General features: G+C 64.0%; 14 protein-coding genes. 7 read left to right on the plus strand and 7 right to left on the minus strand.

Annotation, left to right across the window (positions count from 1 at the left end; genetic code table 11):
- The first annotated feature begins 3 nt into the window (after positions 1-3).
- The 5 genes from D9R08_RS09135 to D9R08_RS09155 are packed head-to-tail and all read left to right on the plus strand — an operon-like array spanning position 4 to position 7209.
- Positions 4-2079 carry a hydantoinase/oxoprolinase family protein gene (locus tag D9R08_RS09135; RefSeq protein ID WP_121897749.1) on the plus strand — a complete coding sequence of 692 codons (2076 nt, stop codon included), beginning with the start codon at positions 4-6 and terminating at the stop codon, positions 2077-2079.
- Positions 2076-3725 carry a hydantoinase B/oxoprolinase family protein gene (locus tag D9R08_RS09140; RefSeq protein ID WP_121897750.1) on the plus strand — a complete coding sequence of 550 codons (1650 nt, stop codon included), beginning with the start codon at positions 2076-2078 and terminating at the stop codon, positions 3723-3725. The genes D9R08_RS09135 and D9R08_RS09140 overlap by 4 nt, the downstream gene beginning before the upstream one ends.
- Positions 3726-3783: 58 nt before the next feature.
- The gene (locus tag D9R08_RS09145) at positions 3784-4575 is read left to right on the plus strand and encodes an aspartate/glutamate racemase family protein (protein WP_121897751.1); all 792 of its coding nucleotides are present in this window, start codon (positions 3784-3786) and stop codon (positions 4573-4575) included.
- The gene (locus D9R08_RS09150; RefSeq protein ID WP_121897752.1) at positions 4575-5660 is read left to right on the plus strand and encodes a M24 family metallopeptidase; all 1086 of its coding nucleotides are present in this window, start codon (positions 4575-4577) and stop codon (positions 5658-5660) included. Before D9R08_RS09145 ends, D9R08_RS09150 begins: the two co-directional genes overlap by 1 nt.
- Entirely contained in the window at positions 5653-7209 is a 1557-nt protein-coding gene (locus D9R08_RS09155) for a hydantoinase B/oxoprolinase family protein (RefSeq protein WP_121897753.1), read from the plus strand. Before D9R08_RS09150 ends, D9R08_RS09155 begins: the two co-directional genes overlap by 8 nt.
- Positions 7210-7281: 72 nt before the next feature.
- Here the strand turns inward: D9R08_RS09155 and D9R08_RS09160 are convergent, their stop codons facing one another.
- The 6 genes from D9R08_RS09160 to D9R08_RS09185 all read right to left on the minus strand — a co-directional run bounded on the left by D9R08_RS09160 (position 7282) and on the right by D9R08_RS09185 (position 12859).
- Complete coding sequence (locus D9R08_RS09160; protein ID WP_121897754.1) at positions 7282-7491, minus strand: YgaP family membrane protein; 210 nt, start codon at positions 7489-7491, stop codon at positions 7282-7284.
- Positions 7492-7557: 66 nt separating this feature from the next.
- Positions 7558-8238: a Crp/Fnr family transcriptional regulator gene (locus D9R08_RS09165; RefSeq protein WP_121897755.1), complete on the minus strand. Its 681-nt coding sequence runs from the start codon at positions 8236-8238 to the stop codon at positions 7558-7560.
- A gap of 234 nt (positions 8239-8472) precedes the next feature.
- A complete protein-coding gene (locus D9R08_RS09170) occupies positions 8473-9981 on the minus strand; it encodes a tripartite tricarboxylate transporter permease (RefSeq protein ID WP_121897756.1) in 1509 nt (502 codons plus the stop codon).
- Positions 9982-10001: 20 nt separating this feature from the next.
- Complete coding sequence (locus D9R08_RS09175; RefSeq protein ID WP_121897757.1) at positions 10002-10511, minus strand: tripartite tricarboxylate transporter TctB family protein; 510 nt, start codon at positions 10509-10511, stop codon at positions 10002-10004.
- 100 nt (positions 10512-10611) lie between these two features.
- Positions 10612-11571, minus strand: coding sequence for a Bug family tripartite tricarboxylate transporter substrate binding protein (locus D9R08_RS09180; RefSeq protein ID WP_121897758.1), 960 nt, complete (start codon positions 11569-11571; stop codon positions 10612-10614).
- A gap of 91 nt (positions 11572-11662) precedes the next feature.
- Positions 11663-12859 carry a pyridoxal-phosphate-dependent aminotransferase family protein gene (locus D9R08_RS09185; protein ID WP_121897759.1) on the minus strand — a complete coding sequence of 399 codons (1197 nt, stop codon included), beginning with the start codon at positions 12857-12859 and terminating at the stop codon, positions 11663-11665.
- A gap of 124 nt (positions 12860-12983) precedes the next feature.
- On the opposite strand from D9R08_RS09185, the gene D9R08_RS09190 reads away from it, so the two are divergent.
- Positions 12984-15875, plus strand: a complete 2892-nt coding sequence (locus D9R08_RS09190; protein WP_121897985.1) for an FAD-binding and (Fe-S)-binding domain-containing protein — start codon at positions 12984-12986, stop codon at positions 15873-15875.
- Position 15876: 1 nt separating this feature from the next.
- Positions 15877-16533 (plus strand): GntR family transcriptional regulator, encoded by a 657-nt coding sequence (locus tag D9R08_RS09195; protein WP_121897760.1) that lies wholly within the window; start codon positions 15877-15879, stop codon positions 16531-16533.
- A gap of 101 nt (positions 16534-16634) precedes the next feature.
- Here the strand turns inward: D9R08_RS09195 and D9R08_RS09200 are convergent, their stop codons facing one another.
- Positions 16635-17156, minus strand: a complete 522-nt coding sequence (locus D9R08_RS09200) for a DUF2478 domain-containing protein (RefSeq protein WP_121897761.1) — start codon at positions 17154-17156, stop codon at positions 16635-16637.
- Positions 17157-17231: the final 75 nt, after the last annotated feature.

A 17231-nucleotide genomic window follows, 5' to 3' on the forward strand; every position in this document is an offset into this window, starting at 1 on the left:
GATATGTCCGAAACGATCGTTCGTGTGGCCACGGATGTGGGGGGCACCTTCACGGATCTGGTGGCATTTGAAACCCGCCCCGACGGCACGATGGACATCGTGACCGCCAAATCGGACACCACGCCGCCCGATTTCGAAACCGGCGTACTGAACGTGCTGAAAAAGGGCGGGATCGCACCGGAAGACGTGGATTTCATGGCCCATGGCACCACCGTGGTGATCAATGCCCTGACCGAACGCAAGGGCGTCAAGGTAGGTCTGATCACCACCGAAGGCTTCCGCGACGTGCTGGAGATCGCGCGCGGCAACCGGCCCGATTTCTTCAACCTGCACTACGTTAAGCCCGCGCCCTTCGTGCCACGCCATCTTCGTGCGGAGGTGCCGGGCCGCATGACCTATCGCGGGGCGGAGCGCGCACCGCTCGATCTTTCGGGGCTTCCCGATCTGCTTGATACCTTCCGCGCCGAAGGCGTCGAGGCGGTTGCGATCTGCCTTCTGCACGCCTATGCCAACACCTCCCACGAAGAGGCCACCCTTGCCGAGGTCCGCCGGCTCTGGCCCGAGGTCTCCGTCGTGGCCAGCCATCAGATCACCCGCGAATGGCGCGAATACGAACGCACCAACACCGCCGTCCTTTCCGCGTTCGTCCAGCCCGTGGCGGCCCGTTATCTGGGCAAGCTCGACGAGGGGCTGAAGGAACAGGGCCTGCCCAAAAGCCCCTACATCATGCAATCGAACTGCGGCGTGGACAGCCTGAAGGCCACCTCCGCCGTGCCGATCACCATGGTCGAAAGCGGTCCCGCCTCGGGGTTCTGGGGTGCGGCGGAACTGGGCAAGCTGATCGGCGAACCCAATATCCTCGCACTCGATATCGGCGGCACCACCGCGAAATGCTCCCTGATCGAAGGTGGCGAAGTGCGGATCATGACCGACTACTGGATCGAACGCAGCCGGACCTCCGCGGGTTATCCGATCATGGTGCCCGTCGTGGATCTGGTGGAGATCGGCAATGGCGGCGGCTCGATCGCGTGGGTGGATGATTTCGGCAAACTCCATGTCGGGCCGCACTCAGCCGGTGCCCTGCCCGGGCCCGCCGCCTATGGCAAGGGCGGCAAGGAGGCAACGACAACCGATGCCAATCTGTGGTTGGGCCGGATCAACCGCGACTTCTTCTGCGGCGGCGAGATCGACGCCGACATGGAGGCCGCCGGTGCAGCGCTGAAAGCGGTGGGCGACAGGCTCGGTGTCTCGGTGGACGAGGCCGCCGAGGGGATCATCCGCATCGCCAACAACAACATGGTCAACGCGCTGAAGCTCGTCAGCCTCAACCGGGGCCATGACACGCGCGATTTCACGCTTCTCGCCTTCGGCGGCGGCGGCGCGATGCATGGTGTGGCGCTCGGTCAGGAGTTGCAGGTGAAAAAGGTCGTGGTGCCCAATGCGGCCTCGGTCTTCTCTGCCTGGGGCATGATGATGTCGGATCTGCGGCGGGACTACTTCGTCACGCAATTGGTCGATCTGGCCGACGGTGCGGGCGATGTGATCGAAGATGTCTTCGCCACGGCCGAAGCGCAGGCGCGCGCCACATTCGAGGCCGAAGGCGTCGCCCCCGCAAAGATCGGCTTCCTGCGCTATGGAAAGTTCCGCTACCAGAATCAGGAACATACGACCGAAGTGCCGCTTGAAGGCCCGGTGACCGACGCCGCGCTCGATCGCATCACGAGCGATTTCCACGACGCGTATGAGCGCGAATACACCTACCGGCTGGACGCGCCGGTCGAGATGGTGGGCATTCATCTGGTGGCCCGCGCCGAGGTCGGCAAGCTGACAATGCAGCCCGCCGAGATCGGACCGCCGGAGGCGAAATCGGCCCTGAAGGGCACGCGGCAGGTCGACTACGCGCTTGAGGGCAAGCATCAGGCCGACATCTATGACGGCGAGAAACTCGCGCCCGGCATGGCCTTCAGCGGGCCGGCAATCATCGAAGATCCGGGCACGACGGTCGTGGTCCATCCCGGCAACCGGGTTGAGATCGACGCCTATCGCAACATCCACATCCATCTGGAGGGCCGGGCATGAGTGGCGCAAACGATCCGATCACGCTGGAAATCATCCAGAACTCCCTGCAGGCCACTGCCGACGAGATGTTCGCGGCGATGCGCAAGACCGCGATGTCCTCGATCATCTACGAGGTATTGGACATGGGGACCGGCATCACCGATGCCCAAGGCCGCATCGCGTCGTCCGGCGCGGGAATTCCGGCTTTTATCGGGGTTCTGGACAAGTCGGTGCAGTTCATCCTGTCCAAGCACAAGGATATCCGGCCCGGCGACGTGTTCATCACCAACGATCCGTGGCATGGCGGAGTGACGCATCTGAACGATCTGGTGTTGGCGATGCCGGTTTTCTCGGGCGAGCAGTTGATCGCATGGACCGCCAATATCGCGCATAACTCCGATGTGGGCGGCATGGCGCCCGGCTCTCTCTCGGGGGATGCGACCGAGATCTTTCAGGAAGGTCTGCGCCTGCCCGCGGTCAAGCTGATCCGCTGTGGCGAGACCGATCAGGCGGTGATGGACATCATCACCACCAACTCGCGAATGCCCGATTTCCTGCTCGGCGATGTATGGGCCGCGATCGCCGCCGTTCGGGTCGGGGCGAGACGTCTAGAGGAGTTGGCCGTCAAATACGGCATCGAGACTTTCATCCGCGCGATGGACAGTTTCATGGAGTTCGGCGAACGAACCGCCAAGGCGGAGCTTGCCAAGCTGCCCCACGGCACGTTCGACCTGCGCGAGGAACAGGATGACGGCCGCATCTTCAACGTGACCGTCACCATCAGCGCCGATGAAATGGTGGTCGATCTGCGCGACAATCCCGATCAGGACCCGGGCTGCACCAACACTTCCCGCGACGGAACACTGGTCTGCGCGCAAATGGTGTTCAAATCGCTGACAGACCCCGAAACCCCGGCCAATGACGGCTCGTTCCGGCCACTGAAGGTCCTGACCCGCGAAGGGTCGATTTTTCACGCGCAGGAACCCGCCGCCATCGGCTTCTACTTCGAAACCGAGGTCCGGGTCTATGACCTGATCTGGCGCTGCCTTGCGCCGCATATCCCCGAGCGTCTGCCCGCCGGGCATTTCAGCTCGATCTGCGGCACCTTCATCGGCGGTATCCATCCGGACACCGGGCGACAATACACGATCATCGAGCCCCAGATCGGCGGCTGGGGCGCCTGGGACGGCCGCGACGGTAATCCCTGCATCTTCTCAGGATTCCACGGCGAGACCTACAACACACCAGCCGAGATATCCGAGGCGCGCAACGGGCTGTTCGTCGACCGCATGGCGCTCAACACCGCGCCGGGTGGCGAAGGCCAGTACAGCGGTGGGCGGGGCCTGATCCTGGAATACCGGATCCGCACCGAAAAGGGCTTCCTGACAGCGGGCTATACCCGCTCCCGGATCAAACCCTGGCCTCTGGAAGGCGGAGAGGAGGGTTCCGGCAATTACGTCGAGGTGCGAAAGGCCGATGGCGCGACGGAAACCTACAGTTTCGTCTCGGGTCTCGATGTCACAACCGATGACGTGATCCGCGTGGTGACGTCCTGCGGTGCCGGCTATGGCGATCCGAAGGCCCGCGATCCCGAGGCCGTGCGCCGCGACCTCAAGGACGGGCTGATCACGCCCGAGCGCGCCCGCGAGATCCATGGCGTGACATGACACCGGCCGGGTCCGGCCCCTCGCCGCCGGATCCGCCGCAAACTCAAGGAGATTGAAAATGGTCAAGATCATGTATCACAACCCGCTCGGAAACAGCAATTACGATCAGGTGTTTCTGGATGCGACCAAGGCCCATGCCAGACCTGGCACCGAAATCCATGTCACATCGCTTCCGCCGGAAGATGGCGCGTTCGAGCATATCGAGTACCGGTCCTATGAAGGCCGCGTGACCACTGGCGTGATGCGGGCGGTCCGCGCCGCCGCGCGCGCCGATTTCGATGCCTTCGTGATCGGCTGTTTCTATGACACCGCCCTGCACGAGGCGCGCGAATTGTCCGGCGACATGATCGTCGTGGCCCCCTGCATGGCCGCCTGCGAAATCGCGACATCGCTGGCCAATCGTTTCGGTGTGATCATCGGGCGGCGGAAATGGGCCAACCAGATGCATGGCAATATCGTGGAATATGGTCACGGCGGTCGATGCACCGGTCTCTACCACGTGGAACTGGGCGTAACCGAATTTCAGGCCGATCACGACGAAACCGAAAAACGCCTGCTTGCGGCCGGACGCCGCGCGGTCGAGGAGGATTACGCCGAAGCGATCATTCTGGGCTGCACGCTGGAGATCGGCTTTCACGAGCGGTTGCAGGACCAGCTTGGCGTGCCTGTCATCGACCCCTCCATCGCAGCCTTCAAACGTGCCGAATATGCAGCCGCGCTCCGGCGCGATTGCGGCTGGGTCCCGTCGCGCAAATGGACCTGCGAGGCCCCGCCGGAAGAGGAAATGGCCCGTGTCGGCGGGTTCGACGTGAACCGACCCTTTGGAAACCATATTTCGGGAGCAGCCTGATGGACAGATTGAACAGACTTCGCCAGGCAATGAAAACGGAAGGTGTGGACCTTGTCGCGCTTGGGCCGGGCGCGCATATGGCCTGGCTTCTGGATGTGCGGCCCCATGGCGACGAGCGGCCGCTGGTGGCGTGTATCACTGCCGATCACGCGGGCTTTCTGATGCCTGGGCTGGAGGCAGACAGCGCCCGACAGCAGACCGATCTGCCCTTTTTCCCGTGGGACGATGCCGACGGGCCGGATGCGGCGCTTGCAAAGCTTCTGAGCGAGTTCAACCTGACGGGCGCGCGGTCGCTGGTTCTCGACGAAACCATGCGAGCCGATCATGCCGCCCTCATTCAGGATGCGCTGCCCGGTGCGACACGGCAATTCACCGCGACCACTGTGGGTGCGTTGCGCATGCGCAAGGACGCCGACGAATACGCAAAACTGAAAGCAAACGCCCGGAGCGCCGATGCCGCGATGAAGGCCGCCTGGGCGGCGATGCGGCCCGGCATGACCGAGGCGGAGGTCGCCGAGGTCGCGCGCGAAAGCTTCCTGTCCCAAGGCGCGAAGCCACTTTTCACCATCATCGGTGCGGGCCCGAACGGAGCCTTCCCCCATCACCATACGGGCCAAACACGGCTGGCCGGCGGTCAGGCCGTGGTGATGGATATCGGCGCGGGCATGGCGGGCTACTCCTCCGACATCACGCGGATGGCGATCCTCGGACAGGCGCCGGAGGGATATGACAGGGTTCACGACATCGTCGACGCGGCGGTGGAGGCCGCCCTTGCCGCCGCACGGCCCGGCGTGCCGGCAAAGGCAGTGGACGCCGCGGCGCGCGGTGTCATCGCCGAGGCGGGGTACGGGGACTACTTCCTGCACCGCACCGGCCACGGCATGGGTGTGGAAGTGCACGAGCCGCCCTATCTGACAGGCGCGTCGGAAACCCTGCTGGACGAAGGCATGGTGTTTTCCATCGAACCCGGCATCTATCTGCCCAACCGTTTTGGCATCCGGCTGGAGGAGATCGTGATCCTGCGGGCGGACGGCCCCGAGATCCTGTCGGATCTGTCCCGCGCAGCCGTGCGGATCGATGCCTGACACCTTCACGCTTTCGGTGGTACAGGCCGCCCTCGAGTCCGCCGCCGAGGAGATGTTCGAGGTTCTGCGCAAGACCGCCATGAGCCCGATCATCTACGAGGTGCTCGACGTGGGCACGGGCATCACCGATGCCGAAGGCGCGCTGGTCAGTTCCGGCGCGGGCATCCCCTCCTTCGTGGGTGTGCTCGACAAGACGGTGACCGCCATCCTGACGCAGGAGGGCTCCACCGTCGCGCCGGGCGACGTCTTCCTGACAAATGACCCCAATCACGGCGGGGTCACCCATCTCAATGATGTCGTGGTGGCCGAACCGGTCTTCGTCGGGGCGGACTGCGTCGCCTGGGTCGCCTCCATCGCGCATTGGGGCGATATCGGCGGTCGCACGCCCGGCTCGATGGCCACCGATGTGACCGATATCGTTGCCGAAGGCTTGCGACTGCCGGTCGTTCGACTGTTCTCCGGCGGCCGGAAGAACGAGGCCGTGATCGATATCATCCGCTGCAACTCGCGCCTGCCCGATCAGGCGACTGGCGATCTCTGGGCGCAGGTTTCGGCCGGACGGCGGGCGGCCGCGCTTGTTCGCGGGCTGTGCGCGCGCTACGGGTCCGATACGTTTCGCGCCGCCATCGCCGAAGCACGCAGGACTGGCCACGCGCGTGCCACGGCCGGTCTGGGGCGCCTGCCCCACGGCACCTTCGGGATTACCCAACCGCAGGATGACGGCGGGATCTGGCATGCCGGGATCACGATCACGGCGGAGCGGTTCACGGTCGATCTGCGCGATGCGCCTGAGCAGACCGAAGGCCCCTACAATACCAGCCGCGACGGCGCGGTCATCGCCTGTCAGATCCTCTTCAAGGCTCTGACGGACCCCGCGCGCTTCGCCAATGCCGGATCCTTCGAGCCGCTCGACGTGCTGACGCGGCCGGGCAGCATTTTCGACCCGGACCCCCACGCCCCCCATGGCTACTATTTCGAAACCCGGATCAGGCTGATCGACATGCTTTGGCGCGGTCTGGCCACGCAGGCGGGCGCAGATCTGCCGGCCGGCCATTTCGCGTCGATCTTCGGGACGGTGATTTCAGGGATCAACCCCGATACCGGCCGCCGCTATGCCATGGTCGAGCCGCAGATGGGTGGCTGGGGCGCGACGCCGGACCGACCCGGAAACGACGCGATGTTTTCCACCAGCCATGGTGATACATTCAACTGTCCCGTGGAGGTCGCGGAGGCACGATACGGCTTTGAAGTCGTGGAAAAGACACTGGGGAACAGATACGCGCAGCCGGGCGAGCGGCCCGGCGGGCGGGGCATCAAAACCCGCCTTCGCATGCGGGCCGCCGCGGTCATGTCCGCGGGCTATTCCCATGCGGTCGTACCGGTCTGGTCCCTGCCGGGCGCAAGCGACGGCGGCACAAACAGCCTGTCGCTTCGTCGCAACGGCCGCGTGTTCGAACAGGCGGGCTTCGTAAGCGGACTCACCCTGCAGCCGGATGACGAGATCGTGCTCACAACGGCTCATGGCGGCAATGCCACCCGGCGGAACTGACATGGGGCAAGCCGGACAAATCCGCCCTGCCCGCCCTGGGCTACATCACCCGCGACCCGCCGCCCGGCGCGGTCAGTTCATGCGACAGGTTTTGATCCCGATCAGGCTGTAAAGCGGGCAATTGCCAAGCACGGAGGTCAGCAGGAAGACCGCCGCGATCGCGATGAAGAGCCAATGCAAAACGCCGGTTGCGGCAAAGCCGGTCCCGAATGCGAGCCCGAGAAGAACAACCGCGACTGCGATCCGTATTCCCCGGTCGATCTTACCCATATTGATGGTCATATCCGTCTCCTTCTGGTCGGTTTTTACCAGTATGACACATTACAGGTCTCGGGCTTGGTGACTTCGTCACCATTCTCCCGCAGATCGCGCGAGGCGTTCCAGCCCTCCGCGCCCGACAAGCCGCAGCTCGCCGCGGGATTGCTCTACCCAGCCCCGGCGCTGAAACTCGGCCAGCGTGCGGGAGATCACCTCTCTGGCGGTGCCCAGCTCCGTGGCGAGCATCTGATGCGTGGCCTGCACCACGTCGCCCGCGCCCGCCAGTTCCAGAAGCCGCCCGGCCAGACGCACGTCCAGACGCCGGAACACGATATCATCGATCAGCGTGAACAGGGCGGTGATCCGCCGCGAATAGGCCGTGAAGATGAAGTTGCGGAACACATCCGACCGCGCGGCGAGAGCGTCGAACGTGGCGCGCGGAATGGCGACTGCGGACACGTCGCTTTCGGCCAGCCCGTCGGCGGAATAGTTCTCGCAAGCCAGCATGCAGGCCGTTGTCAGCACGCAGCTTTCGCCCGCATGCACTCGATAAAGCAGGACCTCGCGCCCGGTGTCAGATTTCTGGTGTACACGCACCGTGCCTTCCAGCAGCAAAAGCAGATTGTCTGCGGGTTGCCCGGGCTCGAAAACCTGCGTGCCGGACGGCACCGACACCACCTTGCTACCCTTGATCAGCTCCGCCTGCATCTCTTCCGAAAGGCTTTGCAACCCTTCGAAATGACGGATCCAGCCCTTGCCCGGATCACCCATGTTTCCGCCCGCCGCGCCATCGTGTCATCGAACAGTTTCGCGACACCCGTCCTACCGGCGCATTCCTGTGCACGGGCCGGCCTGCGCCCACGTCCCGCACAACTGCCACTGTGCCGTTGCGCGTCCTTCATGGCAGAATGATCGGCGTATGGCATGAACGCAAGTTAACTCTGGAGCGGCATCGCCGCCCCGGGGGGTGATCCCCGCGGCCATGCATTGATTTTCGAGCCACTCTTATCCCGTGGCTGCGGGCGAACCCCGGCCCTCCCGATGCCGCTTCCACTGGCCGTAGAAGCCGTAGATCAGGGAAAGCAGGCTGGCGATCAGCAGAACCGCAGTGATGGGGCGGGACACGAAATCCCAGTAATCGTAATCGCTTATCACCAGACCCTGGCGTAGGCTGCGTTCGGCGATCGGGCCAAGGACAAGGCCGATCACGAAGGAGGCGATCGGGTATCTCAGCTTGCGCAGCAGGAACCCGAACGCGCCCATGGCCAGCATCACGCCGACATCAACGATGTTGGAGTTCAGCGCATAAACGCCTGTCATGCAGAGAACGACGATGGCCGGACCGACCAGCGCATAGGGCGCCTTCAGCACCAGCGCGAAATAGCGCGCCGCCCGGATGCCGAAGATCAGCATCAGGATATTGGCGATGAACATGCCGATGAAGACGGTATAGACGAGCTGCGTGTTGGTCTCCATCAGCAGCGGCCCCGGGATGATCCCGTGGATCGTCAACCCGCCCAGCATGACGGCTGTCGTGGCACTTCCCGGAATGCCAAGGGCAAGAAGCGGGATCATCGAGCCGCCGACGGCGGAGTTGTTGGCCGATTCCGGGGCGGCGATACCCTCTGCCACGCCGGTGCCGAAATCCTGCGGTCTTTTCGACCAGCGCACCGCCTCCGAATAGCTGATGAAGGCCGCCGTGGTCGCGCCCACACCGGGCAGTGCGCCGATCACCGCGCCAATGGAGGAGGACCGCAGGAGCGTGAACCGCGTCGCCATGAATTCCTTCATGCTAGGCAGCTTGGTAGAGACATCGGTGATCACCTCGGCCGTCGATGTCTTCTCGCCCGCCCGTTGCAGAACCTCCGCCAGAGCGAATGTGCCTATGATGGCCGGGACGAAGCTGATCCCCGTCAGCAGGGAGAGATTGCCAAACGTGTACCGCTCCGTCCCGGTGATCGGGTCAAGACCGACCGTCGCGATCCCGAGGCCCAGAAGCCCCGCGACCAGCCCCTTGAGGATCGAGCCGCCGCCGATGGCGGAAATCGCAGTGATCCCCAGAACCGCCAGCGCGAAATACTCCGCCGGGCCGAAATTCAGGGCGAATTGCGCCATGGGCGGCGCCAGAAGCATCAGCACGATCGTGCCGAAAATGCCTCCGATCGCGGAGGAGGCGAGCGCGATCCCGAGCGCCTTGCCCGCCTGTCCCTTCTTGGCCATGGGATAGCCGTCGAGCGCGGTGCAGGCCGCCTCGGGACTGCCCGGCGTGTTGAACAGAATGGCCGAGATCGAGCCGCCGAATGTGGAGCCCACATAGACCCCCGAGAGCAGCAGCAGCCCCGCCGTCGGGTCGAACACGAAGGTGAACGGGATCAGAAGCGCAACACCGACGATACCGGTCAGGCCCGGGACCGAGCCGAATGCGATCCCCCAGATCACCGAGAAGATGATCAGCAGAAAGGACGACGGGTTGCCGAAGAGATAGGCAAGCGCTGAACCATAGGCTTCCAACATGGGCGGTATCCTTCCGGAGCTTAGTAGAACAGCACGTTCAGATCATAGAAAACCCCGGTTCCCCGGGGCAGCGGCAGTTCAAGCGCTTGCGTGAAGAACAGGACCAGCACCGCCGTAAAACCCGCCGCGAAGAGCACCCGCGTCAGGTTGTTCCGATAGGGCAGAACGAAGCTTGCCAGCACCAGAAACGTAAACGTCGCCAGGATGAAACCCAGATGCTGGAACGCGACGAAATAGATCAGCACAAGCACGCCCATCCCGCCGATCCGTAGCGCCGAGTTACGGAAATCCCGCGACATCGTGAAGGCCCCCGCCGCCGACATACCGCTGCGGCGCATGTCCCACGCGGAGCGGATGGCCAGAATAGCGGCAATCAGGGCCATCGTCCCGAAGATGATCTTGGGCCAGTAATCGGCATCCGCCTGCGCGAAACGGCGCGATTCCGGAAAGCCGTCCGCGACGACCCACAGAAAGATCGAAAGGCCGCAAAGAAAGACTGCAAAGGCCAGATCCAGCAGGCGATGTGCCATGTTATTCGCTCCTATCGGGATATGAGGCGGGCCGGGGACCACGCGGCGCCCGGTGGCGGGCCCGGCGCATGATCGGCCGGGCCCGCCATAACGGTGCGCGTCAGTTCAGAAGGCCAAGCGCATCCAGAACGCGCGTATAAACCTCTATCTCTTCGTCGATGAAAGCCTGAAACTCTTCGGGACCAAGCAGTTCGGAGCGGAATTGAAGCGCGGCCTGCTCCTGCACTTCCTGATACGCACCGGAGGCGACGGCTTCGGAGATCAGACCGTAAAGCGTTTCGACATGTGCCGGATCGGCATCCGCAGGCATTGCGAAGGCCCGCCAGCGCCCAAGGGTCACGTCATAGCCAAGCTCGACCGCGGTGGGTACATCCGGCAGCACCGGCAAACGCTCGTCGGAAAAGACCACGAGCGGGCGCATGTCGCCTGAGTCGATCAACCCGCGTGCGGGGCCATATTCCTCGTGCATAGCATCCACCTGTCCGCCGAGCGTGTTTGACACCATCTCGGACGAGCCGAACGGCACGGTCGTGACCTCGGCACCGGTTTCGATGTTCCAAAGACCCATCACGGTATCGTCGAACCCGGCGGCGCCGGTGATCCCCACGGTCAGATCGCCGGGGTTTTCGCGGGCATGGGCGATGAACTCCTCGATGGTCTGGAACGGGCTGTCGGCAGGCACCACGATCATCCCCTGATCGTATTGCACGCGCGCCAGCGGCTGGAACGCGTCCATGCTGATCCGGCCAAGGGCATGAGCGATGATCTGGTCGGGACTGATCGCCATCAGCGTGTAGCCGTCAACGCGGCGCTGCTGGAAGTTGGCGAAGGCCGGCATGCCGCCACCGCCCTGGATAGAGATCGGCACCATGGACTGGCCCGAGATCTCCTCGAACGGAACCGCAACGGCCCGCACGAAACGGTCGGTGCCGCCGCCCGGCCCATAGGAGTGAATGACCTCGATCGTGCGCGACGGGTAATCCTGGGCCAGGGCTGCCGGTGCGGCAATGGACATGCCGGCGATTACCGCGGCGATGGTGGTGATTTTCAGAGACAGCATATTCTCTCCTCCAAGAACTTGTCTTTGGCGTGCGGCACTTTCGTGACGGGCGTTCCGGGGCCACACATGCGTGGACCGCCCCCTCAGGTCGTCACTCCGCGGCGAGATGTTGCGGAACGTTCTCCTCCAGAACCTTCATCGCAGCCGCAGTTCCTCCTGTTGAATGCGGGATGCCGGCCTTCGACAGCCCCATCTCGATCCCCGACAGGGTGCCGATCAGCATCGCATCGTTGAAATCCCCCAGATGTCCGATGCGGAATACTCGATCTGCAACCTTGGAGAGGCCATTGCCGAGCGAAATGTCGAAATGCGCCAGAACCGTCGCGCGGAACGCATCGGCGCTGTGGCCTTCGGGCATCAGAACGGCGGTCAGCACGCCGCTTTCCTGTCCCTGCTGGCGGCAAAGCACCTCCAGCCCCCAGGCCCGCACGGCCGCGCGGGTCGCCGCACCGTGCCGGGCATGGCGCGCGAAAACGTTTTCCAGCCCCTCTTCATGCAGCATCGCAACCGCTTCGTTCAGGCCGTAGAGCATGTTGGTCGCGGGCGTGTACGGGAAATACCCCGTTTCATTCGGGCCGGTCATATCCTGCCAGTCCCAGTAGGACCGGCGCATGCCGCCCCCGCGCGAGATCTCCATCGCCTTGTCGCTGACGCAGTTGAACGAGATACCCGGCGGCAGCATCAGACCTTTCTGGGAGCCCGAAACACACACATCCACGCCCCACTCATCGAAGCGGAAATCGACGGATGCGAGCCCGGAGATGGAATCCACCATCAGAAGTGCCGGGTGCCCAACCGCGTCCATGGCCGCCCGCACCTCGGCGATGGGCGAAACCGATCCGGTGGAGGTTTCGTTATGCACCACGCAGACGGCCTTGATCTCGTGGCCCTTGTCCGCGCGCAGACGCTCCGCGATGGCGTCGGGGTCTGCGCCGCCGCGCCAGTCGCCTTCAATGAATTCAGGCGCCAGCCCGAGACGTTTGGCCATCTTCATCCACAGCATGGAGAAATGGCCGGTCTCGTACATCAACACCCGGTCGCCTTCGGAAAGAGTGTTGATCAGGGCCGCCTCCCATGCGCCGGTGCCGGACGCCGGAAAGATGATGACATGGCCCGCATCGGTCTTGAAGATCGTCTTCATACCCTCCAGCGCCGCCTTGCCGACAGCGGCGAAATCCGGGCCGCGATGGTCTATCGTTTGCGCGCTGATCGCCCGCAGAATACGATCGGGCACCGCACTCGGCCCGGGGATTTGCAGGAAATGCCGACCGGCCTTTCTCGATGTCATTGGATACCCTCCCACTGATCCGGCCCGACCAAGACGCGACATATTGCCGAATGCATAATGTTGAATTATGAATACAATTTGAAATGATCCGGTGTCAAGCCGGGACGAGACGGAGGAGATCGATATGCCGCTGGACGCTCTAAAGGGCCGGTTTTCCGGGGAAATCCTCGAAGATGCGTTTTCGCGGGGCCGCTATTCCACGGACGCGTCGATCTATCAGATGATGCCCGCGGCGGTGGCGATTCCCCGCTCAAAGGACGACATCGCGAGCGCGCTCGCGGCGGCGCGGGACGCCGGTATTCCTGTGACCGGGCGCGGGGGCGGCACGTCCCAATGTGGGCAGACGGTCAATTCCGGACTGATCCTCGACAACTCCAAACACTTCAACCGCATTCTGGAGATCGACGTGGAAAACCGCCGCGCCGTGGTGGAGCCCGGCGTTGTGCTGGACGAGTTGAACCGCGCGCTGAAACCCCATGGGCTGTGGTTTCCGGTCGATGTCTCCACCGCGTCGCGCGCCACCATCGGGGGCATGGCGGCCAATAACTCCTGCGGTGGGCGGTCGCTTCGCTATGGCACCATGCGGTCCAACGTCCATGCCATCGACGCGCTTCTCGCCGACGGGACCGAGGCGCGCTTTGCCGAGGTTCCGGGCGGCGCGTTCTCCAATCACCCGGCCCAGGCCATCGTGGATGACATGCTTCGGATCGGCACCACCCATGGCGATCTGATCGACACCCGCTTTCCCAAGCTGAACCGCCGGGTCGGCGGCTACAATCTCGACGCACTGGTCCCTGGCGCGGCACCGGTAAACCTGTCGCATCTGCTGGTCGGCTCCGAAGGCACGCTGGCCTATTTCACGGCAATCGAGCTGAAGCTCTGGCCCCTTGTGGGGGAACGTGTTCTCGCCGTCTGCCATTTCCCCAGCTTCTACCAGGCGATGGACGCAACCCGGCATCTGGTCGCGCTCGACCCGCTTTCGGTGGAACTGGTCGACAGCACGATGATCGGCCTCTCGCGGCAGATACCGCTCTTCCGGCGCACCATCGAGGCCTTCGTGGAGGGCGATCCGGCGGCGCTGCTGCTGGTGGAGTTCGACGAGGGGTCAGCCGCCGCCAATGCGCGCAAGCTGACCGAAATCGAAGTGCGCATGGGCGATCTGGGTTTTTCGTGGCGTGGCGAAGGCCGCAACTGGGGTGGTGTGAAACAGATCACCGACCAGCGCCTGCAAGGCCAGATCGCGGAGGTGCGAAAATCCGGCCTCAATATCATGATGTCGATGAAGCAGGAGGGCAAACCCGTTTCCTTCGTCGAGGATTGCGCAGTCGAACTGACCGATCTGGCCGATTACACCGCCAGGCTGACGGAAGTGTTCGAGCGCCACGGCACGCAAGGCACCTGGTACGCCCATGCCTCCGTCGGATGCCTGCATGTGCGGCCGGTCCTGAACCTCAAGCTTGAAGACGACGTAAAGAAGATGCGGTCGATTGCGGAGGAGGCCTTTGCGCTGGTCGCCGAGTACAAGGGCTCGCATTCCGGCGAACATGGCGACGGCATCGTCCGCTCGGAATTCCATGAACGCATGTACGGGACCGAGATCACCGATCTGTTCCGCGACGTGAAAGAGCGGTTTGACCCCGATGGCGTTCTGAACCCGGGCAAGATCGTCGATCCGCCCAGAATGGATGACCGCAACCTGTTCCGCTACAGCGACGCCTATGCCGTGCCGCCGCTGAAAACCGCCTTCGACTGGTCTGACTGGCCCGGTGCGGGCGGCGGCTTTCAGGGAGCGGTGGAGATGTGCAACAACAATGGCGCCTGCCGAAAGCTGAAAGGCGGCGCCATGTGCCCGTCCTACCGCGTGACCCGGAACGAGCGCGACGTGACACGCGGGCGGGCGAACAGCCTCCGGCTCGCAATATCCGGCCAGCTTGGGCCCGACGCGCTGACCTCCGACGCGATGGCGGAGACCATGAAGCTCTGCGTCTCCTGCAAGGCCTGCAAGCGCGAATGCCCCACCGGCGTGGATATGGCCCGGATGAAAACCGAGGTTCTGGCCGCGCGGGCCGCGAAATACGGGCTGACCCTGCATGACCGTCTGGTGGGTCGGATGCCCCGCTACGCGCCCTTGGCGTCGCGCGTGCCGTGGCTGATGAATTTGCGCAATCGCATCCCCGGCGTCGCGAAACTGACCGAAGGGCTGACCGGGTTTGCGGCCTCCCGCGATCTGCCGATATGGTCCTCACATCCGTTTCGGGATAATGAATTTGCCGATGGCGCACCCGATGTGATCCTGTTCGCCGATGCGTTTAACCGCTATTTCGAACCCGAAAACCTCCGCGCCGCGGGCCGCGTGCTGCGCGCCGCGGGGCTCAGGGTTCAGGTCGCCACGCCCCTCGATGGCACGCGCCCGCTGGATTGCGGCCGGACGCTTTTGTCCGTCGGTCTGGTGGATGAGGCACGATCCGAGGCCGAGCGGCTGATCTCCGCGCTTCTACCCCATGCGGAGGCCGGTCTGCCGGTTATCGGGCTTGAGCCCTCCTCGCTCCTCACGCTGCGCGATGAAATCCCCGCCTTGATCACCGATGGCCGGGCCGAGACGGTTGCCGCGCAGGCCCTGATGCTGGAGGAGTTTCTCGTCAAGCGGGACATACGCCTGCCGCTGCAGCCCTTGGGCAAGAAAATCCTGCTGCACGGGCATTGCCATCAAAAGGCGCATCAGGTGATGACGGATGTGCAGGCGGCGCTTGATCTGATCCCGGGTGCCGAGGTCGAGCTGATCGAGACAAGTTGCTGCGGTATGGCCGGGGCTTTCGGCTATGGCCGTGATACGGTAGACATATCGCTGAAGATGGCCGAGGCCGATCTGCTTCCGGCTGTGCGGAACGCGCCTTGCGACACGCTGATCGTCGCCGATGGCACGTCCTGCCGCCACCAGATCGCCGACGGCGCGGGCCGCGCGGCGATACATGTGGCGCGGGTGCTTGAAATGGCCCTGGCAGAGGGAGACCGCTGAGATGAACCTGTCCACCCCGTTGACCCGCCCGTCGCTTCACGAAGAACTTGTGACCCGTCTGCGCGAAGCGATCGTCCAGGGCACGCTGGCGCCCGGCGCAAAAGTTCCCGAGCGCGAGTTGTGCGAAAGCCTCGGCGTGTCGCGCACACCGTTGCGCGAGGCGCTCAAGGTCATGGCCAATGAAGGTCTGGTGGTCCTTGAATCGAACCGTGGCGCGCGGGTGTCGAACGTCACAATGGAAGAGCTTGAGGCGGCCTTCCCCGTCATAGCGGTTCTGGAAGGTCTGGCCGGCGAACTTGCCTGCGCACGGGCGAGCGATGACGAGATCGCGCGGATCGCCCTGCGCCATCGGGATATGTTCCGGCACTATGAGGCCGGGAACAGACCCGCCTATTTCCAGGCCAACCGCGACATCCATGATGCGCTGATGGCGGCGGCCCGCAATCCGGTTCTGGCGCAGCATTACACGATGTTGTCGTCCCGGGTTGAACGGGCGCGGCTTTTGGCAAACGTTTCGGACAGCCGATGGGCCGAGGCGGTGGAGGAACATCACGACATTCTCGCCGCGCTAGAAGCCCGCAACGGCGCGCGCTTGCGCGATTTGCTGACCGCGCATCTCAACAACAAGCTGGCGGCGTTGAAAAAGGCCCTGAGCTAAGGGATCGGCAGCGCAGCGTTTTCGCCCGCACCGTCCGCGTTTTGGCCGGGGCGGACGCAACGCCCCTGCCCTGCCCCGCCAAACCAACCGGAAATGTTCCGTCAGACAGCGATCCGCTGATCTCCCAACACGTCGTCGATCCAGGCCTGCAACCTGTCAGGGTCGGCGGGCACAGTCTCGGCAAGGCCGGCGGCGAAACTTTCGAATGCGAAACGATTGAGCGTGTTCGCCGCGGTCAGAACCGGCAAGCCAAGCGCAAGAGCATCGGCGATGAGCGGGCGGAAGCCACGGCCCTCGGCCTCGTGTTTGCCAAACTTGTTGATGATGACCAGATCGGTATCCGGCGTCATCCGCGCCCGCACCTCTTCAACCGCGCCTTCAAGCGCGGAGAGATCGAGCCTGCATCCCCGCGACCCCGGCCCGAGCGACTGGCTGATACGAATACCGGGCCCGCCACCGAGCACACGGAGATCCATGTCGCAGCGCCCGCCATCGGCACGGGCCGCATTGGACTGAACCGTGCCGGCAAGACGCAGACCGCCCGCCTCAAGCCGCGCCGCCAGGCCGCGGAGCAGAGCGTCGGCCCCGGCCTTCTGCTGCGGATAAATGACACCCAAACGCATTCTTTTTGACCCCCGCCGCGAAAAGTGAAGGCCCGCCCCGGTCCGCAGGCTGTCGCGGGCGGGACGGGCCATTTT

This window comes from Rhodophyticola porphyridii (genome assembly GCF_003688285.1).
Lineage (GTDB): Bacteria > Pseudomonadota > Alphaproteobacteria > Rhodobacterales > Rhodobacteraceae > Rhodophyticola > Rhodophyticola porphyridii.